The following is an 11,675-nucleotide window of genomic DNA, read 5'->3' as shown; positions in this document are numbered from 1 at the left end:
AACGTCTCGGCGATGTACTTCCCGGACTTCCTTCGCATCAGTAGGTCGTCGATGATGTCTTCCATGTCGTCAATGTCTCGGGTACGGATACTAGCCACGGGGCTCGTGCGAGATGCGCCGGGTGTAGTCGGATGGCGTGAGATACCAGTCTGGCAGGTTCACGCCATAGGCGCCGTACTGGTGCTGAAGGATCGCGTCTACCTCCTCAGGCGTCGGTGCATCCTTGCTCACGCTTGGCTCCTGTGCGTCGCAAAGTCGTCAGGAGTTTGTGACATTTCGGCGCGGGCATAAGCCTTGAGCCACCGGGACACTGCTTCTTGGAAGCCAAGCCCTTCCGGCAGGTGCATGTCCCAGAAGTCGAGCGGGTCATTAGTGAGGACTGACGCCGCCATTTCTTCAAGCACCTGCGCCCTGATGCGAGGCCCCGCGGCTTTGAGGATTGTGGTAGCCCACTCGGTCATATGCTGGCGGTCTTCGTTGTCAGCATCCGAGAATAGTTCGCCGTTCCCGATCTCGTATAGCTCCTTCGCCGCCGCCTCAACCGCTTCGTCACTTATCATCATGGCTGGTCCCTTCGTTTATGTAGGCGGCTAGTGCTGCCCGGATAATGGCGGATAGGTTGTCGCCGCGTGCCGTCGCCACTTCGGTGGCCCGGTCCCACAGCCCGTCATCTATGCGGATGCTCCGCTTCGTGGTGCCCTTGCTCATTGAGCTTCCCGAATGGCTTGGCGTAGTGGTGCCATGACGCGGGCTTGGTATTCCCAGTAGGCGTCTTGGTCGATGCGGCTGGGGCATGCGTGGGCGGCACTGAATAGCGCGCTGATAGCGTCTTGCTTCGGGTTCTTCACGTCTCCCCCTTTGGGGCCGGTTTCCCGGCCCCGCTCGGTTGGTTACTTGACCTGCTCGATGATGCCGCCGACGTTCATGACGCGGACTGCGTTGCCCTTCTTGGTGAGGGGGGATCCGCCGGGGAAGGAGACCGGCTGGGAGATGCCCTCGGCGATCATGTACGCGGTGCCGCGCTTGGAGATGAGGACCGTGTCGCCGTGCCAGTTCTCGACGGTGTAGTCGGCGCCGGCGATGGTTACGATTTCGAGTTCCTGGACCTTGTTCACGTTGTTCTCCTTGGTTCGTTGTCCCTTGCTTCTGTACCTAGCTTAGGGTGTCCCGACACCCTTGTCTACTCAAAAGCACTTAATTCACGAAGTATTTTCAAGTACCCCTTATTTCCCTGCGTGAGTGCACCGCAGCGGTATCAGTTTCCTTTCCGGGATGGATTAGGAAGAACCAACAACAGATCAGGAGGCCGTGATGGCTGATGAAACAACCACCGAGGCTGTTGCTGAGGAAGCCGCCCAGGCTGCCGAAGTAGTGGCTGACGAAAACGCGGCAACCGAGACGGAGCCCGACAAGGGCGAGCTTGACCGGCTGCGGGCCGCCCTGGCGAAAGCCAACAAGGAAGCCGAGAAAAACCGGCTCCGCTTGAAGGAAGTTGACGACGCGAAACTGTCAGAGATTGAGAAGGCGCAGCGCGATGCTGCCGAAGCCGCTCAGGAACTGAACAAACTCCGCACCGCCACCCTCCGCCAGCAAGTAGCACTTGACGCCGGGTTGCCGGCCAAGTGGGTGGGACGCCTCCAAGGCGACTCTGAGGAAGAACTTCGGGCGGATGCCCTAGAAATCCTCGCTGATCTGAACAAGCCACGGAAGCCAGCCCCCGACGCCTCACAAGGCGCGCGGGTCAACGCGCTCTCCGAGGATGACCAACTCTACGAATCCATCTATGGATCAAGGAAGGCCTAACAAAAATGGCTGAATATCTTCCGGTAAACACCCCGGGTCAGGCGCTGGTTTCGACCGCGTCCGCTTCTATCACCGGTGGGCAGCTCCTAGCTGTCTCCGGCTCCGGCACTGTCGCCCCCGCTGGCGCCGCGTCTGTCGCATGGGTTGGTGTCGCGGCGTTTGATACCGCTTCCGGCGACCTTGTCACCGTTTACGCGGGTGGCGTGCAGGAGCTGAAGGCTTCCGGCGCTATCACTGCTGGTGCGGCTGTTGTGTCTGGCGCTGCCGGCACCGTCGTATCGTCCGCAACCCCGGCTGCTGCGACTCAGGTTGGCGTGGCACTGACCACGGCTGCTGATGGCGCAAACGTCCGCGTCAAGCTCGCCCGATAACTAGGAGACAACTACATTGGCTTATTCATACCCCCCGGTTGCCCCTACCTTTTCGGGCGACAACGAAACCATTTCCCGCTTCCTCAACTCCCCGTCCGTTGTGGCCCGGCGCGTGCAGGACATCAGCGCTAACCGCTTCATCGCGGACGTGCTGCTGACTGGCCGCACCGACGTTTCCGGCGGCGCGATCACTTACGACGTTGACGAGGACCTTTACACGGTTCGCCCCGTCACCGCCGTTTCCGCCGGTGGAGAGTACGACCTGACCACGCTGACCAACGGCACACCGCAGGTTGCCAAGGTCACCAAGTGGGGCCAGGATACCGAGGTCACGGACGAGGCTATCAAGCGTCAGAACTTCGCCGCCGTCGAAAAGGGTCTGGGCAAGCTGTCCAACTCGGTTATCAAGAAGGTTGACTCGATCAGCCTCTCCCTGATCGCCGCGACCGTGACCCAGACTCAGACCGTCACTTCCGGTCAGTGGTCCGTTTCGGGCACCGCCGCGATCCTGCGTGACATCATGCTCGCCAAGGCCAAGGTCACGGCCCTGAACAAGGGCTACGACCCGAACGTCTTGGTTGTCGATGACATCACCTGGGCTTACCTCGCATCCGATTCCGGCGTTATGAACGCCCGCGGACGCGAAGATTCCGCCAACTCGATCTACACGGGCAACTTCCCGACGATTGCCGGCCTCACGATCCTGCCTACCCCGAACATCCCCGGCGGATCCGGTGCATGGCTGATCGACACCGCCGCTCTCGGTGGCATCGCTGACGAAGACCTCGGCGGCGACTACGCCAAGGCTGGCGCACTGGAGACGAAGGTCATCCGCGAGGACCTGAACGACAAGTGGCGCCTGCGTGCCCGCCGCGTCTGCGTCCCGTACGTGACCGAGCCCGGCGCGGCCATCAAGATCACCGGCATCTAAGGAGGCCCTTGTGGCTCACAAAGTTACTGCCCCGCTGGTTTCCGTGAAGGATCCGGCTGGCAAGAACACGTATTTCTATGAGGGCGCAACCGTGCCTGACGGTTTTGACAAGGGCGACGTTGATCGCCTGGTTGAGGCCGGGATGCTCGAAAAGGCTGAGCCTGAGGCTAAGCCTGCCGCTCGTTCGGCGAAGTAGTTAGGGAGGGGGCGTCATGGCTGTTTTTGTTACGTCTGATGATGTTGCTGCGGGGTGGCGTCCCCTTTCGCCGGCTGAGGTTGTGACCGCCGACGGTTTGATCGCTGAGGCGCTCGTGCTGTTGGCGGTCACAGTCCCCGGCCTTGACGACAAGGATCCGAACATCGCCCGGCTCGTTGTGGCGCGGATGGTTCGCCGGGTGATGAAAAACCCGGACGGCTACCGGATCCGTAACGAGTCGATTGATGACTATACGGAGGGCGGCACCGTTGATTCGGCGCTGTCCACTGGCGAGCTGTACGCGTCTGAGGTTGAGCTTGGCTGGCTTGGTGTTGCGCCAGAGTCTGCGGTCAAGCCGCGGGCGTTCGAGATTAGGCCGCGTAGCTAGTGGGCGCGATTGATGCGACTCTGCGGGGTCGCGCAGCCGCTGAATCACTCATGATCGATGCCTGCAAAGTCCAACGCCCGGGTGAGCCGACCACGGATCCAGACACGGGCGAGGTGACCCCGAGCGAGACGTTCGTTTATTCCGGTCCGTGTAAGGTGCAGCAGACTATTTCGCAGGCGTCGTCTCCTACTGCTGGTGAGCATGCGTTCACTGTCCAGGATTCGCGGGTTGATTTCCCGGTTAGTGCCGGTCCGTTGAACGTTGATGACGTTGTGACGATCACGGTCTCGGTGCTGGATCCGCAGCTTGTGGGTTCGGAGTACCGGGTTGTTGAGTTGTTTCACAAGTCGATGGCTACGGCGCAGCGTACCCGTGTCCAGCAGGTGACGGAGTGAGCGCGGACGCGTCGGAGCTTGACGGGCTGGCTAGGTCGTTTCGCGCGATCCCGGCGCTGATGGTTCCGAAGCTAAAGGGTGTTGTGGCTAAATCCGCCGTGAACACGAAGAAGATCATGCAGGCGGATGCGCGCAAGTCGCGGCACTTCAAGCAAATCGCGCCGACGATCTCCTATGACCTGCGGGTTATGGAGTTCTTCGGTGACGGCGTGATTGAGGCCGAGATTGGTCCATCGTCAAGTTCTGGCGGCTATGGCGGCGCTGGTCGCGGCGGGCGTGCGACTGGCGGGTCTGCGGCTTCCCTAGCCGGTATCGCCTACTTCGGTACGTCGAAGCCTGGTGGTGGGACGGTTCGTAATCCGGAAGACGCCATGCTCGAGGAGGCGCCGAACTTTTACGAGTATGCGTTCAAGGCGACGGAGGGTTTGCTGTGATCAAGGAGCATTACGACGCAGTGAAAGCCCTGTTGCCGTCGACTGTGCGCGTGTACATGTGGAACGTGCCTGACACGCCCGCCTATCCCTACGTTGTCTTGTGGGGCGATCTTGGCAACGAGTCGTCCGGCGGGCCCGATGGGGATTCGCTCGAGGACGTGCCGGATGTTTTGGCGCTGAATGTGCGGGCGACATATGCGGGCCTGACTGGCGACTCTGTTCTGATTGTGGCCCGGAATGTTCGCGCGGCCCTGAACCGGAAGACTCCCGTTGTTGCTGGCTGGCGTCCGGGCAAGCTGTGGCAGTCTTCCCTCATGGACGCCCAAACCGACACGAGCGTGACCCTGACTGGTGGCGCTCACCCAATCTTCGCTGTTGACGAGTTCGCTTTGGTGTCCTCGAAACTCTGACCGAAAGGTAGTCCATGACTCAGTTCATTGACGCTTATTCCAAGACGACCGGGGCTAAGCAGGTCGTGCCCGCCGCATGGCTGGACCGCACTGACGCCCCGTTCGACGACCTTGCTAAGACTCCCCGCCAGAAGGCGCGGGAAACACCAAAGCCGGCCTCGCCGGAAACGAAGGAGGCCAAGTAATGGCTCGTGTTCTTGCCGACGGCAAAACCAAATTCACCATCCTGACTACCAAGCCCGCGAACCCGTCAGCCCCTACGGCGACCGAGTTGAACGCCGGCGTTGACCTGTCATGCGACATCCTGTCCAGCGATTTCGCCTTTGGCGCTACCGACTCGGACAAGATCGCGGAGAAGGCCCTGTGCGATGAGGGCAACGCGAACGCTATCGGTGCGTCGAACTACACGGCGGGCCTGACGCTCTGGCGGAAGTTCGCTACGGCTGGCGGGTTCGATGCGACCGCTGAGACCGGCTGGGCGGCGCTGAAGGAGAAGGGCACTACTCTCTACGGTTACGCGCGGCAGACGGACAAGGATGCGACCGATGCGTGGGCCGCGGACGACGAGATCTACCTGGGCGCTGAGTTCATTACGGACACCCCGCAGCGCACGGACGGTTCGGGCTTCATTAAGTACCGGATCCCTGCTGAGGTTCAGCGCGGCTACCCCTTCATTGAGGTTGCAGCCGGCGCCTAGTTAGACCGGTTGGCGGCGTGTGTTTAGGCTCCGCGCCGCCAACCTCAACTTTCCCGAGCCTACCCACAATTTATGGAGCCTAAACCATGAGTGTATCCCCGCAGGATTTTGATTTTGATAAGTGGCTTGATGATGCGGAGCGGCCTGAACGCAGCGTTACCGTGTATCAGAAGGCTGGCTTGATTGCTGAGCTTGACCGTCTCGAGGCGCAGATCACCAACGCTGACGAGGACGAGGCCGATGGTCCGTCGATGGCTGGCGGCGTTGGGAAGCTCCGTGCCGAGTACGCGAAGCTAGCTAAGCAGTTTCACGATTCGGCGCTGACGGTTCGCGTTGGCGGGCATGGCGACGATGAGAAGCGCGAGTTTGCCGAGGCGAACAAGGGCATCTCAGGATCCGAACTTGGGCGCATCGTCTTGGCCGACGCTATCAAGTCCCCGAAGGTCACGCCCGCGCAGGTGCAGCGGCTCGAGAAGGCTATCGGCCCGGCACAGTTCGGGCTCATCCTCACCGCCTACCACCAAGCGTCCACGGAACTGCCTTCTGTGAGCGCCGATTTTTTGCCGAAGCGCTCTACACCGGACGATGGTGGCGAGTCTTAGCAGCCCTCAAGACTGCTGAGCGGTTCCAGCGGCCCCCGTCCGACTATCTTGGGCCCCTGCCTGAGTCGAAGGACAGGCTGCTGGAGTTCGCCTACACGCTCTATCTAGAGGGCTTGTGTGATTGTGGGCGCCCCAAGTTTGAGTGCCGCAACGAAGCTAACGCGGGCCTGTATGAGGTCGCTGACGTTACCTGCTACGCGCAGGCCGCGGTGGAAGAACACACCGGGCAGAAGAACTTCAAGCCGGATCCGGGCCAGCGCTTCTATGCGACCGAGATTGACGACGAACTAATTACCCGCAGGACGTTCGCGCCACTTACCAACGCCAACAATGGCGACGATAAACCCGGCGAGGGCGACAACGCTAGCGAAACTACTTAGGAAATGGTTGCCGTTCTCGCCGGCAGTTGCTAGGGCAATCGCGACGCCAAAGACGAGCATTGCCACGCCGGTTTTTATCGTATTCGCTCCGCGCTTTTTGTGGACATCCCCCGGTGTTGTCATGCACGCGATCCTACACCATCGGTTGGGCGATTAAAACAAACCACGATACAATGGAGAGTAAGAACCCCCGCGAGTCTTTGGCGGACTCCGGGGGCGTGGACAACCTGATGAAAGCAGGCTGACATTACTAATCGTACATGCTCCGTGGCCAACTGTGCACGCAAATACCACAGCACCGGATTTTGTAAGCTCCACCATACGCGATTCGTGCGCCACGGCGACCCTCTGATTACCAAGTACCAGACCCGCCCGCCGAGTGACGCCGCACCTTGCACAATCCAAGATTGCAACAAGCCATCTTTTTCCAGGCAGATGTGCCCGATGCACTATCAGCGCTGGCGCAAGCACGGTGATGCCGCACTAGGCGCTTCGTCATTCCCCATCGGATGCTCTGTGGTGGACTGCGGTAAAAGCCATTACGCCCACGGGTGGTGCAGTGCGCACTTCACTCGGAACAGGCGCCACGGGAGCCCGACTGCGAGGCTTCAGGGTGAAGTCCTTGACGGCCACAAGATTTGCAGTCAGTGCAAACGCGACCTTCCCATTGGGCTGTTCCGGGCGGAGCGCGGTGAATGCCGAACTTGCGCAAAGAAATATGTTCACGCCCGCCGCGCACTGCTCGCGTCGGTCGAGTCTGACAACTATCGCCCGCACGAAGTGTTTACCCGCGATCTGTGGATTTGCCAGCTCTGCATGGAGCGCATGGACGAATCGCTCAAGTGGCCTCACAGGTACAGCCCAAGCGTGGATCACATCACGCCGCTCTCACTCGGCGGCACTGACACGCTCGCCAACGTTCAAGGCGCCCACCTTACTTGCAATATCAGCAAGGGGGCGCGCATCCCCGCTTAAATAAATACTGGAGGCTCCCGTGGCTGGTTCGCAGCGCAATGTTTCGGTCAAGTTCACGGCAGAGATCCAGGGCTTCAAGCGGGCGATGGAAGAAGCCGCTCAGGCCACGGCGAAGGCCAAGAAGGCTTCTGAGGATGCCGGCAAGGCCGCCGATAAGAGCGCGGAGGAGATAGCTAAGCAGTCGCTCGCTCATCACGCGGCGGCGAAGGCTGTTGGCATCCAGTATGACAAGACGGGTCAGCTTGTCACGATGAATGGCAAGGCTGTCAGCTCTCAGCAGGCGGCAACTCATGGTTTGCAGACGTTCTCCAAAGAGGCCTACCTTGCTGGGCGGGCTGCGGTTGCCGCCGGTGAAGATGCGGAAAAGGCGGCCAAGGCTGCTGCTGAAGCTGAAGCCAAAGCCGCGGCGGCTGCGGAAAAGCACAAGGAATCCGTTCAAGAAGTAGGGCGCGTATCGGCTATTGGCGGCGCTGCCGTGCTGGCTGGCGTGGGCCTCGCCGTAAAAGCCTATGCGGATTTCGATAAGCAGATGTCAAGCATCGACGCCGCAACTCACGAAACTGCCGGGAACATGGACCTGTTGCGGCAGGCGGCTATTGACGCTGGCGCGGACACGGCATTCTCCGCCACCGAAGCCGCGCAGGGTATCGAGGAGCTGGCTAAGGCTGGCGTGTCCACAAAGGACATCATCGGCGGCGGGTTAAAGGGCTCCCTAGATCTTGCCGCCGCTGGCGCCTTGGGCGTCGGCGAAGCTGCCGAACTATCTGCAACGGCCATGACGATCTTCGGTAAGAACATCGAAAATAAAGGACAGCTTGCAGTCCACGTCGCGGACTTGCTCTCCGCTGCGGCCGGCAAGGCCCAGGGGTCAGTGCAGGATATGGGCGCCGCGTTGAACCAGTCCGCGCTGGTTGCCGAACAAACTGGCCTGTCCATCGAGGAAACCACGGGCGCCCTGGCGGCGTTCGCTTCTGCGGGCTTGACCGGCTCTGACGCGGGAACGTCATTCAAGACGATGCTGATGTCCCTTACGCCGAGTTCCAAAGAAGCCGCAAAGCTCATGGACGACCTGGGCATCAACGCTTACGACGCCTCAGGCAAGTTTGTGGGCATGTCCGAGTATGCGGGCATTCTGCAAAACGCCCTGAAAGATATGTCAGACGAGCAGCGTAACGCGACGCTCAAAACGATCTTCGGCTCTGACGCTGTGCGGGCCGCCTCCGTGCTCTACGAGCAGGGCGCGGCGGGTATCAGCAAGTGGGAAGCCGCGGTCAACGATGCGGGCTTCGCCGCTGACACGGCCGCCCGAAAACAGGACAACTTACGAGGAGACCTGGAGAAGCTTGGGGGCTCGTTCGACACGGTACTGATTCAGTCAGGCTCTGGCGCGAACGATGTTCTCCGCGGGCTTGTCCAGGGCCTTGAGGGTCTTGTTGATGTCGTCGGCAAGGTCCCCGCGCCGGTACTCGCTGCCGGGACTGGGCTGGCTGCTATCGTGGGCACCGCCGGACTGGTCGGCGGCGCGCTGATCACAATCATTCCTAAAATCAAGGAAACCAAGGACGCCCTAAACGACCTCGCGCCGGCTGGTGGCAAGGCTCGCGGCGCACTGGACAAAATCAGCAAGGTAGCCCTGCCCGCGGCGGCGATCGGAACCTTTGCGCTGGCTTTGGCGCGGCTCGCCGAAGCCGACTACATGTCGAAGATTGATACCGGCATGGGCAAGGTGTCGCTTGCGTTGCAGGACGTGGCGGCGAACTCACCCGGCGCGGCGGCTGGCATCGACTCGCTGTTCAAGGCTCGCGATGGCGGCAAGCTCATCAGTGGTGTCGATGATCTGGGTGACGCGCTGACTCGTACGTTCAACAAGAACCGCGACCAGGAGTTCAACGACTGGGCGGAAGGCCTGATTAATGGGGTAACGGGCGTACAGGGGTCTTCCCAGATCCTCGCCGCATCGTTTGACCGGCTCGATCAGGGCCTCGCTGACATGGTGTCAAGCGGTAACGCTGAGGATGCGGTCAAGAACTTCGACCTTGTTGCCGCGGCTGCGAAAGAGCGCGGCGTCACCATTGAGGAACTGACGACAAAGTTCCCGGCTTACACGGATGCTTTGAAGCAGGCCGAGGCTGACGCGAAAGCCGCTGGCGAGGGTGGGGAAGCAGCCGCTAAGGGCATCGGCGCCGCCGGGGCCGCGGCTGCTGGCGCTAAAGAGCCGACCGCGGAAGTGGCTAAGGCTCTTGACGAGCTTGGCATTAACGCCGAAGGGGCTATCGTCAGCGTTGACAAGTTCGCGAAGGCGCTTTTTGATGCTGGCCTTAGCGAACTTAGCGCCCGCGATGCCTCGCGCAACTGGTCGCAGGCGCTCCTGGATATGGGGTTGCAGGCTGACGGTACTGGCGGGAAGGTCGGCAGCCTCGGTACTGAGTTTGATAACACCACCGCGAAGGGCATCAAGAATCAGGCGATGTTCGACGGGGTTGCTCAGGCTGGCATCCGTAATGCTCAGTCGATGGCCGCTGCTGGTGCTAGCAACCAGGAGTTGCAGGGTGCGCTGAGTAACACTTACGCCGGGTTGATTGCCGCGGCTGGGCAGTTCGGTATCACTGGCACTAAGGCTGATGCTTTGGCGCGGTCGGTGCTTGGTGTGCCTGATGGCGTCAGCATCCAGTCTTGGATGTCAAGTGAGGCTAAGCGGATGGCTGACCTCACCACGGGCGCCCTAAACAATATCGACGGCAGGGTTGTTCGTGTCGGCATTGAAACGTACAAGACGACGTTTGAGAGGCTGGTCGGCTTGCCAGCGTCTAGTGCTCCACCCTCCAGCATAGCCCGGCCTAAGGAGAAGCAGACTGGCGGCCGGCTACTGGGCTTCACGGATGGTGGCAAGCTTCCGTCAACTGGGCCCGGCACGGAAACGACCGACGGGTTCCTTGCGGTCAATTCTCTCGGTATGCCAATGGCTCGCGTGGATAAAGACGAGTGGATCATCAATGGTCGCTCATCGAACCGCTATAACCGGGAGCTTGCGGCTATCAACGCTGGCACGTTCCCGAAGCTGCCCGGATTTGCAACGGGCGGCATGTACGCGGCCCAGTCGTTCGCCGGTTCTGCGGCTTCCAATGTAACCGTCGCGGCCCCTGCTGTGACGGTGATGATCGGTAACGAGCAGTTGGATGCCCGGACTTATCGGGTTGCGTCGTCTGTTGTTTCTGCGGCTGATCGTCAGTCCACTTATGCACGTCCTGGGAGGCGCTGATGGTTGCTGTATCGGTTGAGGCTTTGGTTGATGCACCGTGCCCTCGTGTGGGCATTACGATCACGGGCCTCGGCGTTGGTGATTCGGTGGTGTCTGTGTGGCGTTCCGCGGATGGGCTTCGTGAGCCTGTCCGCGGGGCCCGCCGCGTGACGCTCGTGGATTCAACATACCTGATTGATTATGACGCCCCGCTTGGTCGGCCCATCACATATGAGGTTGAGGTGGTGAGCGGCCCGTCTGGTGCTGACCGTGTCACCTCATCTTCGGTGACGGTCAACTCTTTGACGGGCTGGCTGATGGATCCTTTGGTGCCGCAGTCTGCTGTGCCGATCATTGGTACGCACGACACGGACGGCACGCCGTATCTGCGTGGTGAGGCATTGGCGCAGCTCGAGTATTCGGCTGACGTGTCGCTCATCAATGTGATGGGCTCGGATAAGCCGATGGCGTTGTTTGGTCAGCGCATGGCTGCCCGTGGTGTTCCGTTGTCGATGGGCACGCGGTCTGCTGAGCAGAACGCCAAGCTCAAGAGTCTGCTGATGTCGTCTGCGCTGCTGTTGTTCCGGCCTGTTCCTGGTTTCGGCGTTGACCTGCCGGGAAGCATGTTCGTCACGGTCCCTAGCGCTGTTGAGGTCCCGGTCGATGTGGCGTGGGGCGGTTCGTTGACGTGGTGGGATTTGAAGGCTGACACAGTAGCAGCCCCGGTCTTGAAGGTCCTCACAGCAACGTTCACCTATGGCGACGTTGCCCTCTTGTTCGCAACGTATCAGCAGAAGCAGGACGCGGCTACGGGCACCTATTTGGATGATTTGAAACACCCGCTCGGTTAGGAGC

Annotated in this window: 18 protein-coding genes; 14 read left to right on the top strand and 4 right to left on the bottom strand. The window is 60.7% G+C overall.

What is annotated here, in order from left to right; all coding sequences use genetic code 11:
- Positions 1-90: 90 nt before the first annotated feature.
- From ACFRJ8_RS14770 to ACFRJ8_RS14760, 3 genes are all read right to left on the bottom strand, one after another.
- Entirely contained in the window at positions 91-231 is a 141-nt protein-coding gene (locus tag ACFRJ8_RS14770) for a hypothetical protein (protein WP_377986903.1), read from the bottom strand.
- Positions 228-563 carry a hypothetical protein gene (locus tag ACFRJ8_RS14765; RefSeq protein WP_377986902.1) on the bottom strand — a complete coding sequence of 112 codons (336 nt, stop codon included), beginning with the start codon at positions 561-563 and terminating at the stop codon, positions 228-230. Before ACFRJ8_RS14765 ends, ACFRJ8_RS14770 begins: the two co-directional genes overlap by 4 nt.
- Positions 564-890: 327 nt before the next feature.
- On the bottom strand, positions 891-1,115 hold the full coding sequence (locus tag ACFRJ8_RS14760) for a hypothetical protein (protein ID WP_377986901.1): 225 nt from the start codon (positions 1,113-1,115) through the stop codon (positions 891-893).
- Between the two features lie 196 nt (positions 1,116-1,311).
- On the opposite strand from ACFRJ8_RS14760, the gene ACFRJ8_RS14755 reads away from it, so the two are divergent.
- The 11 genes from ACFRJ8_RS14755 to ACFRJ8_RS14705 all read left to right on the top strand — a co-directional run bounded on the left by ACFRJ8_RS14755 (position 1,312) and on the right by ACFRJ8_RS14705 (position 6,227).
- Positions 1,312-1,803 carry a hypothetical protein gene (locus tag ACFRJ8_RS14755; protein ID WP_377986900.1) on the top strand — a complete coding sequence of 164 codons (492 nt, stop codon included), beginning with the start codon at positions 1,312-1,314 and terminating at the stop codon, positions 1,801-1,803.
- A 5-nt stretch (positions 1,804-1,808) separates the two neighbouring features.
- Complete coding sequence (locus ACFRJ8_RS14750) at positions 1,809-2,174, top strand: capsid cement protein (RefSeq protein WP_377986899.1); 366 nt, start codon at positions 1,809-1,811, stop codon at positions 2,172-2,174.
- A 16-nt stretch (positions 2,175-2,190) separates the two neighbouring features.
- Positions 2,191-3,105: a hypothetical protein gene (locus ACFRJ8_RS14745; RefSeq protein WP_377986898.1), complete on the top strand. Its 915-nt coding sequence runs from the start codon at positions 2,191-2,193 to the stop codon at positions 3,103-3,105.
- A 10-nt stretch (positions 3,106-3,115) separates the two neighbouring features.
- Positions 3,116-3,301: a hypothetical protein gene (locus ACFRJ8_RS14740; protein WP_377986897.1), complete on the top strand. Its 186-nt coding sequence runs from the start codon at positions 3,116-3,118 to the stop codon at positions 3,299-3,301.
- 16 nt (positions 3,302-3,317) lie between these two features.
- The gene (locus ACFRJ8_RS14735) at positions 3,318-3,689 is read left to right on the top strand and encodes a hypothetical protein (RefSeq protein WP_377986896.1); all 372 of its coding nucleotides are present in this window, start codon (positions 3,318-3,320) and stop codon (positions 3,687-3,689) included.
- Positions 3,689-4,084 (top strand): DUF6093 family protein, encoded by a 396-nt coding sequence (locus ACFRJ8_RS14730; RefSeq protein WP_377986895.1) that lies wholly within the window; start codon positions 3,689-3,691, stop codon positions 4,082-4,084. The genes ACFRJ8_RS14735 and ACFRJ8_RS14730 overlap by 1 nt, the downstream gene beginning before the upstream one ends.
- Positions 4,081-4,518, top strand: a complete 438-nt coding sequence (locus ACFRJ8_RS14725) for a hypothetical protein (protein WP_377986894.1) — start codon at positions 4,081-4,083, stop codon at positions 4,516-4,518. Before ACFRJ8_RS14730 ends, ACFRJ8_RS14725 begins: the two co-directional genes overlap by 4 nt.
- The gene (locus tag ACFRJ8_RS14720; RefSeq protein ID WP_377986893.1) at positions 4,515-4,928 is read left to right on the top strand and encodes a hypothetical protein; all 414 of its coding nucleotides are present in this window, start codon (positions 4,515-4,517) and stop codon (positions 4,926-4,928) included. Before ACFRJ8_RS14725 ends, ACFRJ8_RS14720 begins: the two co-directional genes overlap by 4 nt.
- Positions 4,929-4,942: 14 nt before the next feature.
- Positions 4,943-5,113, top strand: a complete 171-nt coding sequence (locus tag ACFRJ8_RS14715) for a hypothetical protein (protein WP_377986892.1) — start codon at positions 4,943-4,945, stop codon at positions 5,111-5,113.
- The gene (locus ACFRJ8_RS14710; RefSeq protein WP_377986891.1) at positions 5,113-5,625 is read left to right on the top strand and encodes a hypothetical protein; all 513 of its coding nucleotides are present in this window, start codon (positions 5,113-5,115) and stop codon (positions 5,623-5,625) included. Before ACFRJ8_RS14715 ends, ACFRJ8_RS14710 begins: the two co-directional genes overlap by 1 nt.
- Before the next feature lie 86 nt (positions 5,626-5,711).
- Positions 5,712-6,227, top strand: a complete 516-nt coding sequence (locus ACFRJ8_RS14705; RefSeq protein ID WP_377986890.1) for a hypothetical protein — start codon at positions 5,712-5,714, stop codon at positions 6,225-6,227.
- Positions 6,228-6,514: 287 nt separating this feature from the next.
- Here ACFRJ8_RS14705 and ACFRJ8_RS14700 read toward each other — a convergent pair whose 3' ends face one another.
- Positions 6,515-6,730, bottom strand: a complete 216-nt coding sequence (locus tag ACFRJ8_RS14700) for a hypothetical protein (protein WP_377986889.1) — start codon at positions 6,728-6,730, stop codon at positions 6,515-6,517.
- Between the two features lie 312 nt (positions 6,731-7,042).
- Here ACFRJ8_RS14700 and ACFRJ8_RS14695 point away from each other — a divergent pair, with 312 nt between their 5' ends.
- The 3 genes from ACFRJ8_RS14695 to ACFRJ8_RS14685 are packed head-to-tail and all read left to right on the top strand — an operon-like array spanning position 7,043 to position 11,671.
- Positions 7,043-7,582, top strand: a complete 540-nt coding sequence (locus ACFRJ8_RS14695; protein ID WP_377987113.1) for an HNH endonuclease — start codon at positions 7,043-7,045, stop codon at positions 7,580-7,582.
- 19 nt (positions 7,583-7,601) lie between these two features.
- Positions 7,602-10,841: a phage tail tape measure protein gene (locus ACFRJ8_RS14690; protein ID WP_377986888.1), complete on the top strand. Its 3,240-nt coding sequence runs from the start codon at positions 7,602-7,604 to the stop codon at positions 10,839-10,841.
- Positions 10,841-11,671 carry a hypothetical protein gene (locus tag ACFRJ8_RS14685; RefSeq protein WP_377986887.1) on the top strand — a complete coding sequence of 277 codons (831 nt, stop codon included), beginning with the start codon at positions 10,841-10,843 and terminating at the stop codon, positions 11,669-11,671. Before ACFRJ8_RS14690 ends, ACFRJ8_RS14685 begins: the two co-directional genes overlap by 1 nt.
- Positions 11,672-11,675 lie beyond the last annotated feature (4 nt).

This window comes from Arthrobacter sp. NPDC056886 (assembly GCF_042788715.1).
Taxonomy (GTDB): domain Bacteria; phylum Actinomycetota; class Actinomycetes; order Actinomycetales; family Micrococcaceae; genus Arthrobacter.
This window is presented reverse-complemented; position numbering and strand designations above follow the sequence as displayed.